Here is a 23,248-nt window from a genome sequence, read left to right on the forward strand (position 1 = left end):
AATTGATTGGCTCATGGCACCCATCCCCCGGCCACCTGCCCACCTGGCACGCGGCTGCGGTACTTATGCAGGTAATCCAGTCCGAGCGCGCTCAGTTCGTCGAAGACCGATAGGATTGCCTGCTTCGTGCGGTACGACCTGTGAGCGGCCACATCTTTGCGCTTGACGATGGGGAACGTCTCCATGATGTACTCCACTTCGTCTTGCTTGATCCCATAGAGGATGAAGTACAGCGCGTCCAGTTCGGCGCGTAGCCAGAAGCGGCGTTCGTCCTCCCAGGTGAAGGGGCCGCCCGCATAGCCCAGGTCGCGGGCAAAGCCTCTCAGGTCATGCGCGGTGTACGTGAGTTCCAATACCCGAGGCGTGATGAAGGCCAGGAGAAGGGGAGTGAAGGCGGAGGGGGGAAGAACGGGGAACTGACGGGTTACGTTGTACTTCAGGTGCGTACCGCCGACTTTTTGCCTTACAGCAAAATCATGAGCGAAAGAGTTCAGCGTTCCGAGCAACCCCGGAATCTGTGCAACTGAACAAGACGGAAACATTTGCAGGAACGTGTCGCCTGCTGCTCGCCTCGGATAGATCGCACCAATGAACGTTCTTTCATCCGTGCTGCGTGCAATATCACGCCATCCCATCAGCCAGTCGCGGGGCCACGCCCAGACCACACGCCCATTCTTATCGCGCTGAATCAGCCGGTCTTCCACCTCTCCTTCCGCCACCCAGTACCTCGGCAGGGGCAGGCAAGTGGGATCAGCCTTTTCCGCACTGGTCAGGTCGCGCGTGTCGCCGCTGTCTGTGTAGGTGGCATAGCGGTGGTCAAACTGGTGCATCAGTTTCGCTTCGTACAGAGGCAGCATGCGGCGTTCGCCCTGGCGGTAGCGGTTGCCGTCCAGGGCCCAGCCTTCGGCTTCAAGTTGCTTCGCTGTTCTAAAGATGCGTGAGCCTGTATTCATCATGAACATAAGCATGAACTTGATGCCCCACGGGTTTTCCTCCGGGACGATGACTTCTTCGCCATTCTCTACGCGGGTGGTCGCCTCGCGGAACAGAATAGGAATGCGCTGGTATATCGCTTTAGTGAGCTCAGCGTCCTTACGACTCCGGAAGACCGGCGTGGTGCGGGTATTGGGATTCAACAGCGCGATGTCGATGGGCGAAAGTTCAAAACGCTTTTCTGAGTCTTGCACGTCGCTGGGCTGCAAGGCGAAGAAGGAAAATTGCGCCGCGTCTGTGGTGCGCTGCTCGCCGCCCACAGTTAAGGTGCAGAACTTGAAAGAACGGTGAACGCCGGGAAACAACGCTTCTCGGTTCTCGAAGTCAAAGAGGCTGATAAGCCGTCGCGAATCCACCAGCGCATTGAAGAAATATTGGTTGAAGGAATCAGTGGCAATTCCGGTCGGCACAATAATGCCCATCGCGCCCTTACCATTGACCCACTGCGTTGCGAGCTCCGAGAACAGCGGAGCGGTATTCAGGCGTCCAAAGCTGGTCGTGGGATAACGTCCCGAGCTGTGAAGAAAGTGCTGCACGCCTTCAAGCTCGCGCTTGGCATCAAGGTAGGTTTTGAAGGCAGTTGGGTCGGTATCTTCCAGTTCAGCAATGAGCTGTTCGCGAGCGGCCATATTAGCGGCGTTTGCCACATCTGGGTGTGTTGCCGCGAAGAATTCCTGCGGGTCAAGCTGCACTTGCTCCCACGGCGGGTTGCCCAACACGCAGTCAAAGCCCCCTTTCCCCTGATCCCCGAACACATCGGGGAATTCAATGTGTGGATGCAGAAAGCGGTACTGACGGGCCGTTTCAGTCACAGCCTGCCGCAGCGCAGGCAGCGCTTCACCCGCTTGGAGGCGGTACAGGTCAGCAGTGGTCATGGCGGGGGCACCCGGCACTTTTGGCAAGACAAAGGCCGCACACCACGCGTCAGCCAGCGCCTTACGCCGCAGGCGCTCGGTATCGACTTCGATGGCCTGAAAGGTGCTGGCCTGGGCCTGCACGTCCTGCAACGTGTTGGGCTCAATGCGGTTCAGGGCCCCCAGCTTGATGCCCAGGCTAGACGCTCCCAGCAGCGTGGGCTGGTTGCCAGCGGCAGGGGCCAGGGCCTTGCGCTCCTGCTTGTTTCGCTTTTTCAAGTCGGCTACCGTCTTTTTCTCGTCGCCTTCCAGCACACTGAAAGCCTCGTCGGTCAGGCCCAGCAGCCTGACGACCGTTTCCTTGTCAGTGGTACGGGTCCTGGAGGTATCCTTCAGCACCTCCTCAACCTGCATGCCCTCTTCTGTGATGCCCAGCAGGCTGTTGCCGACCCTCAGACGGTGGTCTAGGAACGCCAGAGGTTTCCCGGCGTCCTGGCTTTCCAGCCATAAGGCCACTTTGGCCAGTTCAATGGCCATGGGGTTGATGTCCGCACCGTAAATGCAGTGCGCGATGACCGTGCGGGTGGCGCGGCGCAGGGCGCGGGGGCTGGGCTGAGAGGTTTCTTCCTCCAGTTCCGCAAGCCGGACCCCGATCCGGCGCGCGGCAGCGATCAGGAAGTGCCCGCTGCCGCAGGCCGGGTCAATGACCTTCAGGCCTTTCAGGGCGGCCATGGCGTCTTGCGGCAGCTTGTCCCGCACGGCGTCGTCGATCACAGGATCCAGGGCGCTATCGAGCAAGAGACCAATCAGGCTGCTGGGCGTGTAGTAACTGCCGGTACTCTTGCGTTCGTTGCCAGGCAGCACGGTCAGGGAAAAGCGTGGGCCGGGTTCGATGCGCGGCACCAGTTCGAGCAGGCTCTCGTAGATGCTCCCGAGCTCCTCAGAGTCCAGTCCGGCGTAGTTCACAGGACGGAGACTGCCGTTCACACTGATCTCGCTCAGGGCGCGCACGGCGTTGTAGAAAGCTTCGTTGCCCAGTTTCAGACCGCTCAGGAGATTGGTCTGGAACAGCAGGCTCCCCAGTGCGGGGAGGCCCAAGGAAGGAAACCCGGTCCGCAGGTGGTCCAGCAGCCGTTCCCAGCCCACGTAGGCGTCGATGTGCGTGGGGTTGCCATGCAATGCGCCGGCCTTCTGCCGCAGGGACTGGGTCAGGTAGTGCGCGGCGCGGGCGCGGGTCTGCGCGTCGGGAACGTACTCCCCTTGCTCGTCCCGGGCGAAGAGCAGGTCGCGGTCCTCCGTCACGAACAGGAACACCATCTGGTACACGGTGGTGAGCGCTGCGCGGTAGAGGTCCTGCGCCGTCACCTCACCACTTCGGGTGCGCTCCAAGAGGCTCGGGTTGTGCTGCAGGAAGCCGGTGCCCAAATGCTCAATGGCGAGTTGCACCCCGTCGCGCAGGGTGTCGTTCGCCCGCTGCCCAAGCGCCTTGCTGGCCTCGTTCCACTTCTCCAGCACGCCGGCTTTGCCGCCGCGCAACCGGGTGCGGTGCAGCAGCAGCCACAGCACGCGGAAGGCGCGGGCGTCCTCGGTGCGCAGCATCTCCCCGATCTGGAACTCCACGTACGCCGGTCGCGTGACCTGCGCGTTGTCCCGCAGGAGGCGCAGCGTCTCCCCGTTCGTCACCAGTCCCCAGAGGTGCTCGGGCATAGCGTTCAGGTAGCCCTGCATCAGGCCGTGTGGACTGACACGCAAGCCGGTTTCGTCGGTCACCCGGTCGAGGTCGGGCTGCTTTGTAAAGTGCAGCGGCACGTCCCCCGTCTCGCTGAGGTGATTCACGGCGTATTTTCCACCGGTGGCCCCACCTCCTGGGAACGAGTAGTCCAGGGCCTTGAGCAGCGGCCGGATCCACCCGGCCCAGGTATCGGTCCCGTGCGCCGTGTATTTCAGCCACGCCTTGCGCGCGTCGGCCCAGGCGTCCCGAATGGCTTCCTCGAGGCTGGTGCGGGGCGGGAGGTCATAGCTGACCGGCGTCGCGCCCTCCACCTTGGCGGTTTGCGCCCGGTCGGAGAGTTGCAGCAGGAAGTCGTCGGTGAGGCCCAGGCCGTGCACGCGGACGTGCTGGAGTTGTGTGGCGCTCATGCCAGCCCCACGAGTCTGGGCATGGGCAGGAACACGTAAACGCCAAGCAGGTCTGGGGGCCCTGGGGGCTCCACGGTGTAGGTGACGCCCTGGCCTTTGGCGGCCCCGCGCACACGTTCGTGGGCGTCGAGCAGCGCCGCCGCACGGTCACGGGCGCGGCCCATCAGCACGTCATCCATGCCGCCCAGGTCGGTGATGGCCCGGGTCAGCCGGTCTTCTTTTTGCACGGGGTCAAGGTTCCCTTCCGGCGTGAGGGTCAGCAGGGCGCGGGCCTGCTCAGCACTCAGCCAGCTTGGGTTGTCCGCGCGGCCCGCGTAGGCCATCAGGTCGAGCTCTTCGGCCAGGGTCTGCCAGGTGCGGTTTCCTTTACGGCCGGTGAGGTGGAAGCGGTGGCGCAGGAGCAGCAACGTGGTCTGCGTGCTCACCTGTGAGCTACGGATCACACCGACGCGTTTGGCGGCGGCGGTCTCGGCGGTCTCCAGCGCCTGCCCGAGGACCGTGCTGGCGAGTTGCTCGACCAACGGATGGTTGCGGGCCAGCGGCGTCACGCCCCGTTCCGTGCGGGCGTCAAAACGGAAGCGACGCGCGCCCCGCAGGAAGTCGCGGAACTCCGGGCGCACGTCCGCCTGCGCGGGATCCGCGTCGAAGCTGCCGTCCAGGCGTGGAGTCACGCTGACCCCTGCGCCTCTCAGGGCGTCGAGCACGAAGTCCTGGGCGGCATGCGCGTCCCCCAGGGCTTCGCGTACGGCGGCGAGTTCCCCCGCCACTTCTTCCGGGCGGATGCTGTTCTGTGCAAAGCGGCTGCGGGATTTCTTCTCGCTCTCAGCAGCGTCGCGCCACTTCAGGTCGAAGGCCTGCACGTCCTCGAAAAGGGACGGCTGTATGGCTTCGCGCCGGTCGGCGTTCAGCACGCGGGTGAGCAGCACGTCCAGCAGGCTCTCCGCCTCGTCCGGGGCAGGCACGCTGGTGCCCAGCGTGGCGCGGATGAGGCGGTGCTTGCGGACGAGCACGTCGAGGATCAGGGTGTCGATGCGGTTGTCTTCGCCGTACAGGGTCAGAACCCGCACTTCTTTGGACGCCTGTCCATAGCGGTCCACACGACCTTCGCGCTGGTCGAGACGCGTCGGGTTCCACGGCAGGTCGTAGTGCACGACAGCGCTGAACGCCTGCTGCAGGTTGATGCCTTCCGACAGGCAGTCGGTGGCCACCAGAACGCGTTTTTCCGCCTGGGCGAGTTCGTCCACACGCACCACCCGCTCGTCGGGCGTGAGGCGGCCCGTCACAGCCGCGACCTCCACGCCTTTCAGTACGCCTTTGAGATGCTCAGCGACCGCTTCGGCGGTGGCGATGAACCGGCAGAAGACGATGGGGGCCAGGCCAGCCTTCACCAGTTCCTGGACCTGCGCGGTGAGCAGGGCGAGCTTGCGGTCCTTGGCGCCGGCCAGCAGGTCCGCACGGTCCGCAAGAGCCAGTAGACGCCGGGTGGTCTCGCTCTGTTCGGCGTCCACCTGCGCCCCTGGCGTGATGTCCAGCGTGCCTTCAGCGCTCTCCTCCGGGTCGAAGACGAGTTCCCGGCCCAGGCGCTCGATCACAGCTTCGTCGGTCTCGCCTTCCGTCCCGGCGCGCTCGCGCAGAGTGGCTGCGGCCGCCTGTGGACTGCTCGCCAGGGCGCGCAGCAGGCCCAGTGCGGCCCACCAGCGGATGCGGGTGCGGCTCTGCGCTTCCCCAGGCACGTGCACGCTCTCCCGCGCGTACGCAAGGACATCCTCGAACAGGGCGGCGTACTCCGGGTGCAGGGTGTACTTGAGTTCCGCGTCACGCCGGGTGGGGAACGGCGTGTCCTCCCGCAGGTAGTCGCTGATGTCCTTGCGCCCGCGCTGCACGAGATGCCGGGCGAGCGTGGCGCGGGCCCGTTCGTTCTGCGCGCCACTGAGGTCAAGCGGCAGCGTCGCGAAATCCGGATTCAGGAGCCTGAGCAGGCTGCGGAAAGCGTCTTCTTTGCCGCTGTGCGGCGTGGCGGTCACGAGCAGCAGGTGCCGGTCTGGGTTCCTCGCCAGGTCTTCGAGCAGGCGGTAACGCTGGTGCCGCTTGGCGCCCATTCCCTCGCCTTCCGCGCTGGCGTGCGCCTCATCCACGATCACGAAGTCCGGCGCGCCCTGCAGGAACTCCTGCCGCCAGCGGTCACTCTTCACAAGGTCCAGACTGACGACCGTGAACTTGTAGCGGTCAAAGACGCTCTGCCCCGGGTTGCAGCCGCGCTCCAGGCGCCGGGCGGTGCCAGGCAGCACGGCCACGGCGTCAATGCCGAACTTCACGCGGAGTTCTTCGACCCACTGCTCCGCGAGGTGCGGGGGGCACAGGACCGTCAGCCGGTCGATCTCGCCGCGGTCCAGCAGCTCACGGGCGATCAGGGCCGCTTCGACGGTCTTGCCGATCCCTACGTCGTCGGCGATCAGGAGCCGCGCCGGGCTCTGCCGCAGGGCCATCAACAGAGGCACGAGCTGGTACGGGCGGGGCTCCACGCCCAATCGCCCCAGGGACCGGAAGGGGCCCGCTCCACTGCGCACCGCGAGGCGAGCAGCGTTCAGCAGCAGCCGCGCGCCGCTCGCCGTCCCAAACGCTGTTGGGCTGGGCGGGGCAAACGCGGCGGACGTGACCTCTTCTCCCCCGTCGCCGGCGTACACGCCGGTGATTTCCGCGTCACTGCCGCCAAGCGGCTTGAGCAGCAGGAAGTCCGCGCTGCTGTCGGGCAGCACCACCCAGTCGCGCCCGCGGGCACGCACCATCGAACCGATATCGAATGCCATGATTTAGCCTTCCCCAAAGACGAACGCGTACCGGGCCAGGTGCGCCGGCCAGGTGCTTCGGTCGTACGTGAATGAAATAATGGTGTAGCCGGCGAGCTCCAGGTCCTCGCGAACCCGGGCGTCCCGCGCCGATTGCCCTGGCCCGTCGTGGTGCGGACCGTCGATGAACACCAGGGCTGAGTGCGCCGCGTACGCGAAGTCCGGCCGGGCATAGTGGTCCGGCACGAGCAGCTGCGCGTGTGACGGCAGGCGCCGCCCCTGGCCCTGCAGGAAGTGCAGCCACTCACGCTCCAGGTCACTGCCGCACTGCGCGAGCAGGTCACTGAAGTGGGTGTCGGCGCTCTCCTGAACCGTGACCCGCGCCCCTTGCAGGGCACGGAGCAGGTCCCTAACCAGAAAGCGGTCCAGCAGGTCGTGGAAGGTCTGGTTGCCGTAGGTCATCAGGCAGTCGTAGCAGGCGGCCTCGCACCGTTCTGTGGCGTGCGGGGCGTGCCCCTGGTCCTCACCGGTCAACGGGTCGAAGTGCAGCAGGTTCAGCGCTGCGCCGGCGACGTCCGCGAGCGCCCCAGAACGGAACACCAGGTCCTGCAGCACCCCGGCGCCCCCCTCGGACGCCTCGTACAGCAGGATCTGCCTCGGCTGAAAGCTGTCTGGGAGGAGTTCAGCGGCGAGTTCACTGTCCTCAAGCTGGTAGGTGAGCTGGATGGCGTTTTTCAGGGCGCTTTGCAGGGTCGCCAGGCCGGAGGCGTCCATGGACGCCCCCGGCTCGATGAGCAGGGCGTTGCGGGTGTCTTCCACGTACGGAATCACGCGCTGCACCGGCACGTCCCGGCCGCCGGCCGCCTTGACCTTGCGCTCGTAGCCGACGGCGCTCAGCCACTGGGATGTTTCCGGGTCGAACAGGAAGCCCAGCTCCTGCTTGTTCTCGCGGTTGCGCCAGCCGTAGTTGATGCGCCACAGCGTCGCGCCGTCCCCGTACGTGAGGTTGAGGAGGGCGTCTTTTTCCGTCCGGGCCACGACCGGGACACGGTCGGCCTGCCCACCGCGCGTGGCGAAGCGCAGGCCGCTTTTGATGTCAAAGCCGATCCGGCGGCGCTCCTCCTCGTCACTGCCGATGCGTTCGCGGCGGCGCGTGGCGACGGACGTCATCCGGAACAGGTTCGGGCGCGGCGGCGCGAGGGTCGCGCTGCAGTTCTCGCACACGTCCCGCGCGGCCGCGGCGGCGCCGTGATGCAGGTACCCGCACGCCTCACAGCGCTGGGCGCTGACGGTCGGGAGTTCACTCGTCTCCCCTCGCGCGGGCACAATGACCTTGTGTGCCTCGTACTTCGCGCCGTTGTGGTACACGATGGCGTTCGGCCCGAACTCGGACAGGGCCAGGAAGCGCGGCCGGGACAGGTAACTGTCGTTCCGTCCTTTGGCGCCGCGCCGTCCAGGAATGAAGGCGGAAAGGGGCAGGCGCGCGAAGTTGTACCCGGGCAGGAAGCCTTCCGACGCCAGGTAGCGGTAGGTGTAGAAGTCCGAAAGCTCACCTTCCGGGCTGCGCAGCAGCCCGAGCTGCGTGTTCGCCTCGGCATGAAGCCGCCGCGCCTGCTCCTGCAGGTGACGTTTCCCGGCGTCGGCAAGCACCGCGTTGTTCAGATGCAGCTGCGACAGGGCGCTGCGGTACAGGCCCCGCCAGCGGTCGCACGCCCGGTCGAACTCCCGCCCGGCGTGCCGGACGGTATAGGCCAGCCACTCCTCGCTGTACCAGCCGGTATGCGTGAGATCGACCCCCAGGCCAGCGATGAGCTGCCGCGCCCGGTCCAGGGTACGCCGCCCCACGCCCTCATCCTGAAAGGGCGTGAGCAGATCCGGCAGCAGGGTCAAGCTTGGCTCATCACCGTTGACGTCCAGCAGTTCGGCCACGGACGGCGGCAGTTTCTGTCCCGTCTCCGAGAGCCAGATCGCATGGACATGCGAGCGGACGAGGGCCTCGTTGCCCAGTTCAATCCGGGGCGTGGACACGCTTCCGCCCACCATCAGCCCCGGGCGGCGGAAGAAGTACTGGTCGTGGTTGTTCCCGGTGGTGGCGTACGTCATCACCAGCGCCGGCTGCCCGCTGCGCCCCGCGCGGCCTGACCGCTGCGCGTAGTTCGCGGGCGTGGGCGGCACGTTGCGCAGGTGCACGACGTTCAGGTCACTGATGTCCACCCCAAGTTCCATTGTGGGCGAGCAGAACATGGCGGGCAGCGTCCCAGCGCGGAAGTCCTCCTCGCGTTTCTCGCGCTCCTCCGCGCGGATCTGCGCCGTGTGCTCCGCGCCGTGCAGGCCCACAAATTCCGAAGCTGGCTGCTGGTACAGCGACAGGAAGAACGCGTTTACCCGCGGCGCGTCACTGCCTGCTGGCCGGACGACCCGCAGGGCGTCCATGGAGGGCTCCGTGCCAGGACCGGCATGCCAGGTGAACGAGGTGCCCTTGAGCTGGTACGCCCCCGGCTCGACCTGCTCAATGAATTCCGACAGGGCGCCTAACAAATCCTGCAGAATGGCGTCAACGTCGCCCCGTGTGAGGTTTTGGCTCCAGGCCAGCGTTTCCGGGCGGGTCAGGTATCGGCCGACGGCCCCCTGGGCACTGAGGGAGAGCCGCGTGAGATCGCGTCCCTCATCCCGAGTGGCCGTTCCCAGCACCACCCGGCGCGCGGTGGTCAGGTTCTGGGCCTCTTCGGCGGGCAGATAGAGCGGGCTGTCCTCACGGATCAGGCCGAGGTTGAGGACCACGGCGTTCAGGTACTCCGCGTCGAGATACGGCGCCTTGATCGCGAGGTTCTGGCGCATCCAGTCCAGCAGCGCCCGCGCCGCGCGTTCGCGGGCGGCCACGACGCCGTGACGCACCACCGCCAGGGCCGGGTGCGTCCGCTCCCAGAGATCCTGCGCCTCGCACACCTCGCGCAGGAAGGGGTACTCGAAGCGCACGAGGTCCACCCCTTCGAGGTTGGGCAGGGTCAGCCGCCGCCCCTCGGCGAGGTCCGTGTAGAGCGCGTACCCAATCAGGTTGTGTGCGGTTTTCAGTGTGCGCTCCCGCTCTCCGAAGCGGACGTTCGGATCACTCGCGAAACTGGCCAAGTCGAGTTCCAACGCGGCAAAAACCTTCCTGGCCACGTCCTCGAGGGTGAGCGGTCCAACCTTCAGGGCGCGGGCGAGGCCCGCGCGCAGGGAGGCCACAAAGACGAAGTCATTGAAGTGCCCGGCTTGCAGCGAAGCGTCCTGGCGGTTATCGGTGAACGACAGGATCTTGCGGGCGGTGTTCCGCAGGTCGGATTTGCGCAGCCCCTGCACGGCCGCCATGCTGAGCAGCGTCGTGGCCGTGGACCGGCCTTCACTGCTGAGCGTGGCGAGTTTCGTGAGCTTTCCGGTGCGGCCCAAGTAACTCACGCCGCAGCACAGGCAGAAGCGGAACTCCCCCTCGATGAAGGCCGCCTGGACGCCCGTGCCATCTCCAGTTTCGCCTGCCCCCGAAACGCGAAGGGGGCGCGGCAATTGCTTGCGCCGGCTCGACTTCACGCGGAGCGTGCCGTTCTTTTCCTCCACCCAGCCTTCCGGCAGGCGGGGCATCATCTCTTCCTCGGCAGAAGGCCACGGGGCGTCCCCGACGAACAGGTACCCGTCGTCCGGCGTGCTCTCCTGCCGGACGTCCCCGCCACGCGCCACGAACGTCCACCGCCCCGTGCCGTGGTCCTCGACCTTCCGGACCGAGTAGTACTCCTGACCGCAGTTTCGGCAGAATTCCAGCGGGTACAGCCGCAGGGAGCGTCCGCTGTTGGGCGCGTACAGCTGCCCCCGCAGGGTGAGGTGCTCCAGCCGCTCTGATGGAGGCAGCAGCGGGGCGTACACGGTCGCGGCCTTGCTGATGAACTGGTGCAGGCGGAACGCGAAGACAGGCCGCCCCGTCGCCGGGTGGCGCAAGGCGTTCCCCGCCAGCAGGCGGCCCTGCAATGCCTCCAGGCACTGCGCGGGGAGCAGTCCCGTCTCGGCCGCCAGCTGTGCCGCCAGGCCAGCATCCCCCGCAACCGCCTGCGGGGGCTGACGGTCAAACCGCCCCGCAGCGTCATCCCAACGGAGCCCCACCCGGTTTTCCAGCCACACCACCAGGGCGTCCTGAATGAACGCCTCGAACGTGGCGGGCACCGGCTGCGCGGCCACGTCACGCAGCTGTGTCACTGAGGGCACGCCCGACGTGACGCGCTCCAACGTCTCCCCGATCACCTGTTGGGGCGTGATGTCTACCCCGAAGATCCGCGAAGCGACCTGCGCCACGGCCGCTTGACGTTCCGCGTACACCGGACTGGAAGACATGGTCGCGCTTGTCCCAACACAGACTGCTTCAGGCGCGCGCAGACGCTCCCGCAACCGCCGGATCAGCAGGGCGACGTCCGCACCCTGCCGGCCCCGGTAGGTGTGCAGTTCGTCGAACACGATGAACTGCACACCTTCTGCCGCGCGCACCAGAGCCGCTTCGTCCTGACGGGTCAGGATAAGCTCGAGCATCATGTAGTTCGTCAGCAGGATGTCCGGTGGGTTCGAGATGATGCGGTCTTTCTCCTCCCGGTCCTCCTGCCCGGTGTACCGCTGGAATGTCACTGGGCCCGCTTCGCCGAGGAATTTGGTAAGTTCCTCCATCTGGCTGTTCGCCAGGGCGTTCATGGGGTACACCACGATGGCCTGCACGCCCCGGCCACTGCCGCGCCTCAGCACGTGATCCACGATCGGGAGGATGTACGTCAGGGATTTCCCGGACCCGGTGCCGGTGGTCACCACGTACGACTGACCCTGGCGGGCCAACTGGATCGCGGCCCGCTGGTGCGCGTGGAGATTCAAGGCGGCGCGCGGCTCTCCCGCAGCGAACAGGTCCGCACACGTGGGATGCAACGTCCCTTCACCGACGAGTTCGCTGACGCTGCCACCTGGTGTGAAATTTGGGTTCAGCTGGGCCAGCGGGTCTGGCCAGAACACGCCGCTTTGCATCTGCGCGTCCACGTAGGCCCGGATGTCCCGGTCACGGATGTGGACGAAAGACGAGACGTACGACTGGTACTGCCGGATGACGTCCTGACGAAACTCGAAAATGTTCATGCGGCGTTGTTCAGAAGGGCATCGGGCAACTTGACCATGGACGCTTCAAGAATAGGTGATCGTTCAACCCTAAACTGCATCAAAGTCGTGCTGGCACCCTTTTTGGACGCTGGGACTTCCCCCATGCCTCAGGTTGATGGGACAGGCCACCATGACGCCGAAGCCAGGAGAAACGCCATCCCGCTGTACCGCGGCCTGAAGCGTCCAGTCCCCAAGACGAGGCGCCTGATCTCTGGGGATTAAACTGAAAAACGTTCATGGGCACACCGGCAACAGACCAAAAAGGAGCTGGACCGAAAGATCACATCTCATCAGGCTGCATCAAAGGCGCCACAAGAGGATGGAGTGTATGAATCAGGGTCACCAGGGTGACAGCGACATCCTGCGTATGTGCCCGGGTCCTGACCGGCACCGTGATCAGAATTCGGCTCAATTCTGACTTTTCCTCAATCGTTACTTTCCGTGCGGGAAAAGCCTCCTTCGCCTGCTGAAACAGCTGAGGCCAGATGGACTTGAGCCGTGCCTTTGCCGGATGGGCTGGATGGAGCTCTTCGTGAAAGGCGACGATCACCTCGTCCGCCTTGGGACGGATTTCAAAGCGGAGATAGGTCTCCCAGCCCCCGTGACCGACCTGTTGATACGTACTTCCATCCCGCATGTTGCGGCTGTGCAGAAAGTATCCCGCAGGCAGCAGCGGCTGGACTGCCGCGACGACGCCTGGGAGGGCCCAGCCAATGCGCCGGGACCGTATGTAAGGGGCAAGGGCCAGCTCGACAGGCGCTGTCGTCAACAGGAGGAAGCGCATCACGGCACTGACCAGTCGGGACGCGGACGTGTCCTCGGGGAGAAGGATTTCGATGCTGCTCGGTGTAAATTCGACTTGATATTCACCGAAGTGCAGTGCCACTTGTTCGGCGACCTTCACCAGTGCCTTGCCCACATCTTGCTTAAAAGGTTCCGACGACGGCACAAGATCGTAAAGACCCAGTCGAAAGTACTCCCCCTGGTCACCTTCTTCCACGAGAAGCTGATACTTCAGTGAACGGGACCAGTGCCTCATCAGCAGCTGGAAACCATCAACCACCTCTTCAAAATAAAAAGTCTTCGGGAACCACTGTGCGAGAAGTGCCTGCGCTTGATCAAGCTGAGTGGTGGCGTTCGTCAGGCTCTCGGCTTCGGTTGCCGCCTGTACGATGTGCGCTTCATCTGGGGCTCCCCAGATGATCAGGGCGTGCTCTGCAAGGCTCTTGCTTCTGGCCTCAATGACAGCTTCGTCCCACTCCTGCTGATCTTGAAAGAAACGGTTGAGCGGCAAGCGGCTCTGACGCGCGAGCTCTACCCGTTTCCTTTTATAGGGTCCATTCGACAGGCCACTGTTGAGCTTCCCCGTCACGAGGGTCAGGTTGCCCAGTGTGTGTAGCAGCGCGTCGCGGTGGGCATCTGGATTCTCGATGTCCGGCGTGGCTTGCGGCGCGGCCCAGTATTTCCTCCAGCTGCGGGGCAGAACGTGCTCTACACTGAGCGCTTCAGCGATGTGCAGTTTCTCCTGCTTGCCGCTCAGCAGCTGAACATCGATGGCTTCGAGAACCATGCTCACCCCGCGGGCGCGCAATTTGCGGTACACCGGACTGGTCACCAGATTCCGGTGGAATTCAGCGTCATCCGGCCAGCGGACGCTCTCCCCGGCGCCACGAGACAGAAACGTACGCAGGACAGACCGGTTGACGCCATGCCGCCTGAACTCTTGAAGCAACTGCAAGAAGAAGCGGTTGTAATTCTTCGTTCCCAAGTTCGAAACGAAACGTCGGACAGTGTAGGACTCCAAATCCTCCCACAATGGAACCAGCCCAGCTTCATCTAAGGCCGACTCGGTGAGGAGATACAGCAGAACAGGGGTCAGCGTACTGATGTCCATGGCCTCCAGGCGCCGAGTCAGGATGCCGAGACGGGTCGTTGCAGGCGCGTGGTTGAGCTGATCGTACGTGGCTGCGTAGCGGCTCAGTTCGCGCAAGCCGAGTTCCGCCGAATCCGGCTGGTTCACTTCCGGCCGGGCCTGCCACCAGCGCTTGAAGGCGTGGAAAATCGCCGAGTCGGCCACTTCCTCATTGAGTTTGACCGTGAGGAAGGCCGATAAAAACCAGGCCAACTGGTCACGCACCAAGCGGCCACGTGCGGCCGGTGTTCGCCAGAAACTCTTGTCCTCGTCGAACTGAACCCAATAGGTGTCATACAGGCGCTGCTGATGCTCATTCGTTCGCGCCGCATCATTGAAGATGAAGTTACGGACGAGATCCGCAGGTTGCAGAGGTTCGCCGCGGGCGTTAAGAGTCTCGAAGATAACCTGCGGATCGTCATCCTCCTCCAGATCGATGGTCACAACCTGTAAATGTCGTCGCAGCGCCTGAAACAAAGCGTCGGCACGCTGCACAGGATCATTTTCCATAAGCCAGTCACGAATGGCACCAGCAAAATAGACGTAGCCCGCAGCAAGGGCAGAGACGTGCTGAAAGGCAGTGCGGGCCTGTTCCACAGAGGCGGTCACCATGGTCACGTCACGTGCATCGAGAATTTGCTCGAAAGCTGGCTGGTCGAAGCGGGTCGGCCAGACTTTAAACCGCTCGAACTCGTGTTCCCGCATCCCGTCATTGGCCGTAACACGCTCCAACTCGCGGTGAATGTCCGGGTCAATGTCAGCAGTGACGTCCCGGAAAGCGGCCAGCAGGATCTGAAACGTGGTGAGGCGCTGCTGGCCATCAATGACTTCGTAGGCAGGTACTTCCCGCCCTGTGGGACGTACATACGACCAGACCACAGCCCCCAGGAAGTGAGGCCGCACTCGCCTCTCCCCTGACAGGACGGCTTCTGCACGGTGCTGCACATCTGCCCAGAGGGGCTCCCACTGTCTTTGCCTGGACCAGACATAGCGGCGCTGATAGAGTGGAATCACATAACGCTGAGGACGCTCAAACAGTTCCAGCACACCACGCTTGTCAGGACGCATCCTTTTGACTCTATTCGCTCAACTCTTTCAAATTCAGCTCAATAACGCTTTGGCGTTCAGACAACACAGAACAGCCAGTGACCCATGTCAACACGGTTGGAGAAGCCGACCAGCCCTGAGGTCAACCTGCGCCGCCATGTCAAGCAGCTGACGTTCCTACTTGAACACCGCACATTTGTAGGAAAAGAATATGCCCCCTACGACAGAGGGCCGGTGACTGACCGCCTGCTGACCGTGCAACAGGCAGCAGATGCGCGGCCTGTCACGCTTGCGGCAGGCAACCCCCACACGTTGGTGCGTTGCGGATCAACCGATTCCCGCCTGGCCCAGGGGCGTTTCGAGCCGTGGTGACGAACGCCGATGTACCTTGACTAGAGTGAAGCTCCTGCCAGTGCTTGAAGCGGCCCAGGTTCAGCCGTACGCATCGGGCGGCCCGCACGAGGTCGGCAATGGGCTTCTGCTGCGCAGCGACCTGCACTGCCTGGACGATCAGGGCTTCGTCGCAGTGGATCCGGATGACCGGCGCCTCCTGGCGAGCCGCCACGGCCAGGAAGAGGTCCACGATGGCCACTACTGTCACGCCCTGGCAGGCCAGACGCTCGCTAAATCTCAGCGCGGACTCACTCCTCCGAATCGGGAGCGGCTGCTGGATTACGCGGAGCCCCCCTCCTATGCGTGACGGCCGTGACGTGCTTGCGACCCTCCTGCGTCACGAGGCGAAGGCCAACACCTATAAGTTCGCGCTGGTCCGCGCCCTGAATGATCTGGCGCTCGAGTACCCCTGGTGGCCGCAGCAGCCTGTCATCGTGCCGCTGCGCCGGGTGGCGGAACGCTGGCTGGTCTCCTACTGGCCGTTTGTTGGTGAACAGGAAGTGCAGCAAGGCGTCCGCCCCATCCGGGGCGGCGTCCAGCGTCAGGACATGAGCTTCCGTGCGGCGCTGACCCGGCTGCGCCACGCCTGGGACGCGCTGCCCTACACCCGCGGCCACCCGGCCGACGGCGCCCTCCTCCTGGCTGAGTACCGGGCGGGCCGGGGCCGGCTTGAGCCGCACCTCCTCACCCTGACGGAGCAGGCGCTGGACGCCACCACACAGGCCGTGAAGCAGCCGGTGAAGTACGCCGGGACCAGCGGCGCCTACGGCCTCTTCAGTGCACCCGCGCCGGTCCGGACCCTGCCGGGCCACCCACTGCCCGGCGCGCAGCCTGAAGAACTGGCGTTCGTCGTTCCAGCTGATCTCTGGCAGGCCCTGCGGGACTTGTCCCTCTGGGTTGAGGCGCTGAGCCTGCACGAATGGAGCCTGTTCGTCGAGCGGGTCGATCAAACCCCCGCCGTCACCCGCGGCGAGGTGTTCACCCTGCTGACAGCTGCTCCAGAGGCCCGGGTGCCCCTGACCTGGGAGCGGAACCAGGTGAGGATGCTGCTCCTCGAAGGCCACGGATTGACCTGTCCCTGGACCGGGCGTGCCCTCAGGGCGGAGGGCTTCCAGCTCGACCACCTGATTCCAGTCTCGGTTCATCCGATCAACGAATGGTGGAACCTGATCCCAAGTGATCCGCAGCACAACATGCATGTCAAGCGCGCCCGTATTCCTGGGGAAAGCAGGCTCCATCAGGCGCTGCCCATCCTCACGCAGACGTACGCGGCATACACGGCGGTGCCCAGCCTGGCCACCAGCTTCCTGAGCGACGTGCAGGGACGATTCGGCCACGTGCCGGCCCCTGCGCATCTCGCCCAGGAGGTGGTTCAGCTGAGCCACGCCGTGGCGCAGGCGCGGAATGTGCCGCGCTACTGACGCCCCGCCGGAACGCCGACGTCGAACCTCTGGGCCCCCCAGCTGATTCGGCAGCCTCTCAAAGGCAGGCAGGTGGCGCGGCGCCAGGGCCGGTCCACAACGCCGGAACCGGCGAGCCCCCGTGACCTCCCGGGTCCCCTGGCCTGCAGCAGCTCACACCCAGTTTCGCCAGGCTGTCGAGAGGCCAGACGCGCCACCCTGGATCAGGGCCCTCAAAACGACACGCGCTGCTGGTAGCCCTCGTACTCGTACAGCCACCGTTTTCTGGCGTCTGACTGCCCCTTGGTGGCCAGAATGAAATTGAGGTACGACCGGACATCTGTGCCCTTCGACTCGTCCCAGATCCCGTAATGATCGTCGAGCAGGAAAACCGCCGGGTCTTTCTTCCGGGTGAAGGCCAGGATGCACGCACGGTACTCGCTGAACAGGTCGAACGGCCGCATGCTCTGGTGAAAGTCCTCCTCGCTCAGCGCCTGACCGTGAAAGCCCAGCTCAGGGTCGTAGTACACCTCGTCGCCCCACGGCCGGGTCAGCACCTCCCGAAGCGGCAGAATGTGGATCGCCGCCGAGGCGAACGCATCACTGCGGTTCTCGACGTCCATCTCCGGGGACGACAGGAAAAAGGCCTGACGTTCCTGTTCACTGAGGTCAGGGTTGAGAAACCACTTCAGCCTGACCCCATTCATCTGGCCGTAGAAGGCCCGAAGATCGGCCGTCAACGCGTAACCGGTTTCGGTCTCGAGGGCCTGAATGTCGGCGGCGGACAGCGCGTCCCCCAGTTCGAACCGCTCCACCGTGAAGTGCGGATTCCCGTGAAGCTCGTCGGCCATTCGCGTGAAAGCCTGCCGGTAGTCGATCCAGGCTGAGGAGCTGTTCTCCACCGTCATCTCGTTCTCCACGCTCGCAATGGTTTGATCGCTTGGACAACCGTCAGCTGCTGAGCGACCTGAAGGGCGCCCTCAGCTCGGTAGGCCCGTACCGTCTTCCGCAACTGCCCGTTCATCCAGCCGGTATCAGGCTGGGCGACGGGCTGCCCAGACCTCCAGCATCGCCCGCGCAAAGGCCTGCACCTCCAGGTCTTTGCCGCTTACTGCCTCGTCCTCAGCGGCGTTTTCGAGCGCAGGCAGGAACACCGGATCCATTGAAAACGTCGCCCCCAGCATCGCTGCCTTTCGCTGCACTGCTGGGGCGAAATTCAGATGACCATCGATGAAGCGCCGTTTCCACGCTGGATTCAGCGTGGCGGCCGTGATACCCAGCTGCAGCAGCACTTCGTTCAGTTCCGCCCCCAGGGTCGCTTGCTCCGCCGCCGTGCGCAGCTCGTCCTCCGTGTACACACCCTCCAGGAGCCCGATGCCCCGGTCGATTTCGGCTTCGTCGTTCCCATAGAAATCCACGAAGGTCAAGCCCAGCGTCTGGATCACTTCCGCCCGCACGTCAGGGCTGCCGGCACTCACGTACACGTACCGCGCGGCCAGGACCTCGTGGTCCTCTTCTTCGATCTCCCAGTCCACCACCGTCCAGCCACCGGCCCGCAGAAACAAGCTGGCACTCCAGGCTTCGGTGTTCACCAGCACGCGGCGATGGGGACGCACCCAGAAGGACCCCTGCAACCCCTCAGATGTCCCTTTTGCCAGAGGGCTGATCCAGGTGGCGGTCTCCCCCACCGGGGCCGTCAGGGCCGCTTGAATGAGGGCCTGGCGGCGCTCGGTCAACCGGTCGGCAACGGGTTGTTCCGCGCTCGGCATGTCTGCTGGACCGGACAGACCGTTGGTCTCCTGTGTCGGGTGGCCGCCGGTATTCAAAACTTGCAGGAGCCCGGCACTGTACGTCTGTACCTCAGGATCCTCGTCCTGCGCCGCCGCCTGCATCGCGGGCAGGAAGACCGGGTCGACCGCGAGGGTGGCCGCCAGGAGCGCAGCACAACGGGTTTCCCGGGCCCCCTGACGGATGTGCTGCTCGATGAAAGCCTGCTTCCAGGGCGGGTTGTGGGTCAGGGCGGTGAGACCCAGCTTCAGCAGCAGCGCTGGAAGCTCGTCCGGGGCCTGCACGTGCTCCGCCGCGCGTTGCAACTCCGCTTCCGTGTACCCCTCAAGGTGTTCAGCGGCTGCCTGAATCACGGCCGTGTCCTCGCCGTAGAAATCCACGTAGTCCAGCCCCAACGGCTGATCCTCTACCGCAATCGCCTTGAGCGCTTCGTTGTTCCGGAAGACATGAATCATACGAGTCGTGACATTGTTATGTTCTTCCGGATATTCGACATGCTCTAATTTCCAGCCGTTGTACCTCAACGTTTGGTGCGCTTCAAAGTAATCTGTGCTTCTGAGAAGCACCCGACAGGATGGCCGTTCCGAATTCATTCGCACCTCAGTCGATCTGCTCAACAAGCCAAGAGACAAAGACTTGCTTGGAAGGGAAGGCCTTCATTTTGGTATGTGCAATCCAGGCACGTGCCAGGCTGGCTGTTCTTCGCTCAAACTCCACAGCCTGAGGCGTGGCTCTCGGTTGAGTGGCGCTTCCGCTCGCATTCGAGGGAACCCCCTTCAAAATGGCGGTCAACCGTTGCTCAAAGACACGCGCTCCACTTTCCCCACTCTGCATCGAGAAAGGATAGGCCCCGCCCCCGAAGCGAGTGAACTGACGTCCCTCAAACGCTTCCCTAAAGGTCATTTTTCCGGCGCCGATCAAATCCAGCATCATTCGCAGGGACATGATGTTCGTCGCCCCGCGCGATGATTCAGCGCCTGACAGCACACTCATCAACGCGGTGATGCCTCCAACAGACGACCTCAGCTTCGGTGCGAGTTGCCTTGTCTGCGAAAAGATGAGGAGTTCCCGACTGAGCTGGCGCTCGCTGATTCCAGCGCTCTGACAGATCGTTTGAATTTCTCTACACATGAGGTCCGTGGGCTTGTGGTGCCCGCCCGAGTTCTTGACCGAGTACGAACCGCCTTTGGTCACGAACAGGGCAATCCGCTTCGCGAAGATCTTGCGGGCATTGGAGATCACGAGTTCCATCGTCGGGGTCGTGGCCTGCGCCGTGGGTTGATGGTGAACGGTCACCTGCACCTTCAGGTTGAACTTCACGGGCAGCTCCTTGGCCGCCTTGTAGATGCCCTCGAACGACTCGCCTGGGCCCAGGTGAACGGTGACGTTGGCCATGGCCTGGTTCTGCCCTGTACCGGTCCCCAGCTGGCCTTGAATCTGGCCGGTGTGCCGTGCGGTATCCGCCTGAAGCCTTGCGTACGCTTTCGAGCTATGAACGGCCTGCAGGATCAATTGGTTGAGCACGCCGTCCGTCACTGGCGTTCCATTGATCGTCACGACCGCAGACCGGTGTTGCGCCTGATCAAGCGCTTCATACACGGTGATCAGGGCTTGACGCACCCGCTGCACCACACTGTTGGCCTGCTTCTTGGGATCGGCGGCGCCGGTGCCGACATGCGAGGTCGCGACGGCCGGGCCAACCGCCTGAGCCATGCGCCGCTTTTCCTGATTGATGACGGTGGCAGCGGTGGCCAGACCAGCCCGCACGCCGGGTTGCGTGTGAACCCCCAGCTTGATGCACTTCTGCCGCAGCTCTGCGAGGTGCGTCATGGCGTCGGCCGGCGTGGACGCCACCATGATCACCGGTTGACGGCCCTTCATTTCCACCCAGACGCTGTGCTTCTCTTTCCCGACCTGGAACTTCTGAATCGGCGTAATGATGCCTTTCAGGGCCGTGATGGCTTGACGGGCGGCTGCCCGGCCCTGCTGCATGCCGTTGGCCGCTAAGGTCTTCCCGGCCCCCACGATCTTTTTGAGCCGTGCCATGACGGCATCGATGAGCTTGTCGATGCCCAGCTTCCGGCGCATGCCTCCCACCAATTTCCTGATGCGCGTCCCGAGGTTCCCGATGCCCAGGAAGTTCGCCGCGAAGCTGAACATCACGGGCAGCGCTTTCCCGACCGTCTGCTCCACGTACCGGGCCGCGCCCGCCACGTTTCCGGCCGCGATCTCCCGGACACTGCTCAGCGCGGTCATGATCACCCCCATGATCTGCCGGCCCCTGTCGATCACGGTCTGGATGGTGCTCCAGGCGGTCATGAGCGCGCCGATCGCGGCCCCCGCCGGATTGAACATCAGGGCCACGCGTTGAATGCCCTTTTTGACCAGCGTTTCCGTCACCTCGGTCTTGATGCCACTGATGACCTGCCCGCCCAGCTGGGGGGCCACAGCCTTCAGCTCCGGGGCTTTGCCCACGTTGCCCTTGAGCTGCCCGAGGGCCCCGCCTGCCCCTTCCAGGAAGGCGATCTTCTTCTCTGCTCCCGGCCCCAGTTCCTTGAGCAGGCGGGCCCGCAGCGCGTCGTAGCCCAGGTCCATGATGCTCAGGGCCGTCATCAGGACGCCTTCGACATTCAGATTCCTGGGGAACTGGATGTTAGCGCTGCCCATCAGCCAGTCGCCCAGACCCTTCTGAATCCACTGCCCGGACCGCCCCACGAACCCCATGAACCCCTGCTTGAGGGCGTTCATCAGGTTTTTGGCGAACTGGCCGGGGTTCTTCAGCACCTGGGTGATGACGTCGCCCGCTTGGCGCAGCTGCGCCATGATGCGCTTGCCCGCCGGGCCCAGCCCGGCGGTGATGGCGCTCAGGGTAATGTCGGCCAGCTTGCGGGCCGACTGCACCACCAGCGCACGGACCTTGTTCGTGGCGGCCACCAGAATGCCTTTGGCCTTCGCGAGATTTGGCAGCCCGCTCAGGGAAGCCTTGAGGTCCGTCACCACCTTGCCGAGCTGCAATTTGGTCAGCTCGCCTTTAAACCATGTCCAAGCCTTGCCCAAGAGGTTCTGCTCGCGCACGACCTTCACCATGTCTCTGAAGGGCCCCGGCACGAACTGCCCCAGGGCGGTCAGTAGGGCATTGGGATCGGCTTTGACGGCCCTGCCGGCCACCGGATCGAAACCGAGGGCCATCGTCAGCGGCTTATAGCCCGGGATGTTGCCCGCCAGTTCGCTGAGCTTGTCACCCACCACGCTGCGCTGGATCGTCAGGTCCGGGTGCCGCTGCAGGGCACGCAGTGGGGTCAAGAGGGCGTGACTGGCAGCGCCGTCTTGCACGCGAGCCAGGGCGGCGCGTGGACTGTAGATCCCTGGGGCGTATGGGCCATCCTGGTGAGGCACAGGCGGCAGGAGGCTCTTGGGGCTGGGCATAACCTGGGCGAGTTTCGCCCCCGTCCGCTGCGCCTCAGTCTCCAGGCCGCGGTCGGGGTCGATGCCCGTACCCACACGGCCCTGGCCCTGCTGAACCACGTGCGTGACCTCGTGGGCCAGCAATTCAAGACCGCTCTGCGTATTTGGATCAAATTTCCCGCTCTGGAAAAAAATGTCCGTGCCTGTCGTGAACGCGACCGCATGTACGCCTTTGGCCAGCGTGTCGGCTTCGGCGTCATCGTGGATCCGCACCTTGCTCAGGTCATGGTTCAGGCCCCGCTCCAAGTGCCGGCGGATGGCTTCAGGCAATGGACTACCTGCCCCACGCCGCGCCTGAATGCGGGCCAGCACCGGTTGCGTGGCCTGCGCATCCAGTTCGGCCAGTTCACGTTGTAACGCCAGGCCCTGCAGGACCTCAGCGTCCTGGCGCGCCTGCCCCTCGAACCGCTGCGCCGCCGCGTCCACTGCCCGCTGCAGGGCCAGGCGCTCGCCTGCCGGCACCATGCCCAGCACCACCCGCGCGATCGGGGCGCTGAGCGCCTGACGCTGCAAGGACGCCAGATGCTCACCGTAGGCGTCGTAGCGGGCCTGAGGCGGGCCCTTGTCGTGGCGAAACCCCTGGGCGAGCGTGGCGGCCACCTGACGCTGAAGGGCCGTGAAGGCGGCGTACGTCCGGGCATCCAGGGTCTGCCCTTCGACCGCCTCTGCCCGGGCCCGCATCACCGTCACCCACTCCGCCGGCGTCTGAGGCTGAACCACGGGGGAATTCGCAGGCTGGGTCTGCCGTTGGAGAGCGGCCTGCACGAGCTCTGGGGACGGGGCAAGAGGTGACAGTTGTGCCTGCACCGCCTCACGTCGGCTTTGGAGACGTTCAGCCTCCGCCTGTTCAAGTGCCGCGGCCCGCAGTGGCGCCTGCACCACCTGCCGCTGCGCAGCCACGGGCCGCCGGGTGTGCTGCTGCAGGGCCTGCTGGGCCCGAGCCTGCCGGACGTTCTGTTCGGCAAGCTGCGGTAAGACGGGCAGCGCAGCCGGCTGAACGGCGGCCTTGTGAGATTTGCGGCGCTGCACGAACGTCATGACCAACCTCCCGAACGGACCCTCAGTCTACCGGGAGGGGGTCAGGGCTCGGGCCGCATGTGCGTCGATGGCGGCAGACAAGATCGGGGCGGCTCTCAAGACCTGCCAAACCCTCAAGTGTCGAAGCCTTGGCGCTGCCTGGCGTGGACACCCTGCCGACAACAACGTCACACACAATCAAGTCATTCCGACGGCCCGCCGCAAGCCATGGGCTTCTGTCATCCGACAGTCTGGCGAAACCGGTTCGGCAACTCCACATGTCAAAGCGTGCAGCAGGCA

Annotated in this window: 9 protein-coding genes; 2 read left to right on the forward strand and 7 right to left on the reverse strand. The window is 64.4% G+C overall.

Annotated elements, in window-relative coordinates:
* Positions 1-11: 11 nt before the first annotated feature.
* The 4 genes from C8263_RS15330 to C8263_RS15345 form a co-directional block, all read right to left on the reverse strand.
* Positions 12-3,986: an Eco57I restriction-modification methylase domain-containing protein gene (locus tag C8263_RS15330; RefSeq protein ID WP_107139011.1), complete on the reverse strand. Its 3,975-nt coding sequence runs from the start codon at positions 3,984-3,986 to the stop codon at positions 12-14.
* On the reverse strand, positions 3,983-6,793 hold the full coding sequence (locus C8263_RS15335; RefSeq protein ID WP_107139012.1) for a DEAD/DEAH box helicase: 2,811 nt from the start codon (positions 6,791-6,793) through the stop codon (positions 3,983-3,985). Before C8263_RS15335 ends, C8263_RS15330 begins: the two co-directional genes overlap by 4 nt.
* Positions 6,794-6,796: 3 nt before the next feature.
* A complete protein-coding gene (locus C8263_RS15340) occupies positions 6,797-11,905 on the reverse strand; it encodes a DEAD/DEAH box helicase (protein WP_107139013.1) in 5,109 nt (1,702 codons plus the stop codon).
* Between the two features lie 301 nt (positions 11,906-12,206).
* On the reverse strand, positions 12,207-14,906 hold the full coding sequence (locus C8263_RS15345; RefSeq protein ID WP_107139014.1) for a DUF262 domain-containing protein: 2,700 nt from the start codon (positions 14,904-14,906) through the stop codon (positions 12,207-12,209).
* Positions 14,907-15,282: 376 nt separating this feature from the next.
* Here C8263_RS15345 and C8263_RS15350 point away from each other — a divergent pair, with 376 nt between their 5' ends.
* On the forward strand, positions 15,283-15,585 hold the full coding sequence (locus tag C8263_RS15350; protein ID WP_107139015.1) for an HNH endonuclease: 303 nt from the start codon (positions 15,283-15,285) through the stop codon (positions 15,583-15,585).
* Positions 15,578-16,699 (forward strand): HNH endonuclease, encoded by a 1,122-nt coding sequence (locus C8263_RS15355; protein WP_107139016.1) that lies wholly within the window; start codon positions 15,578-15,580, stop codon positions 16,697-16,699. Before C8263_RS15350 ends, C8263_RS15355 begins: the two co-directional genes overlap by 8 nt.
* Before the next feature lie 212 nt (positions 16,700-16,911).
* On the opposite strand, the gene C8263_RS15360 is transcribed toward C8263_RS15355, so the two are convergent.
* The 3 genes from C8263_RS15360 to C8263_RS15370 all read right to left on the reverse strand — a co-directional run bounded on the left by C8263_RS15360 (position 16,912) and on the right by C8263_RS15370 (position 22,969).
* On the reverse strand, positions 16,912-17,586 hold the full coding sequence (locus tag C8263_RS15360) for an SMI1/KNR4 family protein (protein ID WP_107139037.1): 675 nt from the start codon (positions 17,584-17,586) through the stop codon (positions 16,912-16,914).
* 126 nt (positions 17,587-17,712) lie between these two features.
* On the reverse strand, positions 17,713-19,059 hold the full coding sequence (locus tag C8263_RS15365) for a hypothetical protein (protein WP_146160714.1): 1,347 nt from the start codon (positions 19,057-19,059) through the stop codon (positions 17,713-17,715).
* Positions 19,060-19,066: 7 nt separating this feature from the next.
* Positions 19,067-22,969, reverse strand: coding sequence for an eCIS core domain-containing protein (locus tag C8263_RS15370; RefSeq protein WP_107139018.1), 3,903 nt, complete (start codon positions 22,967-22,969; stop codon positions 19,067-19,069).
* Positions 22,970-23,248: the final 279 nt, after the last annotated feature.

The sequence above is a fragment of the Deinococcus arcticus genome, assembly GCF_003028415.1.
GTDB lineage: Bacteria > Deinococcota > Deinococci > Deinococcales > Deinococcaceae > Deinococcus > Deinococcus arcticus.

What these genes read in the sequence shown, in the direction of transcription:
- C8263_RS15360 (WP_107139037.1), bottom strand. Translation starts at nt 17,586, where the DNA reads ATGACGGTGGAGAACAGCTCCTCAGCCTGGATCGACTACCGGCAGGCT.
- C8263_RS15370 (WP_107139018.1), bottom strand. Translation starts at nt 22,969, where the DNA reads ATGACGTTCGTGCAGCGCCGCAAATCTCACAAGGCCGCCGTTCAGCCG.
- C8263_RS15355 (WP_107139016.1), top strand. Translation starts at nt 15,578, where the DNA reads ATGCGTGACGGCCGTGACGTGCTTGCGACCCTCCTGCGTCACGAGGCG.
- C8263_RS15335 (WP_107139012.1), bottom strand. Translation starts at nt 6,793, where the DNA reads ATGGCATTCGATATCGGTTCGATGGTGCGTGCCCGCGGGCGCGACTGG.
- C8263_RS15345 (WP_107139014.1), bottom strand. Translation starts at nt 14,906, where the DNA reads ATGCGTCCTGACAAGCGTGGTGTGCTGGAACTGTTTGAGCGTCCTCAG.
- C8263_RS15330 (WP_107139011.1), bottom strand. Translation starts at nt 3,986, where the DNA reads ATGAGCGCCACACAACTCCAGCACGTCCGCGTGCACGGCCTGGGCCTC.
- C8263_RS15340 (WP_107139013.1), bottom strand. Translation starts at nt 11,905, where the DNA reads ATGAACATTTTCGAGTTTCGTCAGGACGTCATCCGGCAGTACCAGTCG.
- C8263_RS15365 (WP_146160714.1), bottom strand. Translation starts at nt 19,059, where the DNA reads ATGAATTCGGAACGGCCATCCTGTCGGGTGCTTCTCAGAAGCACAGAT.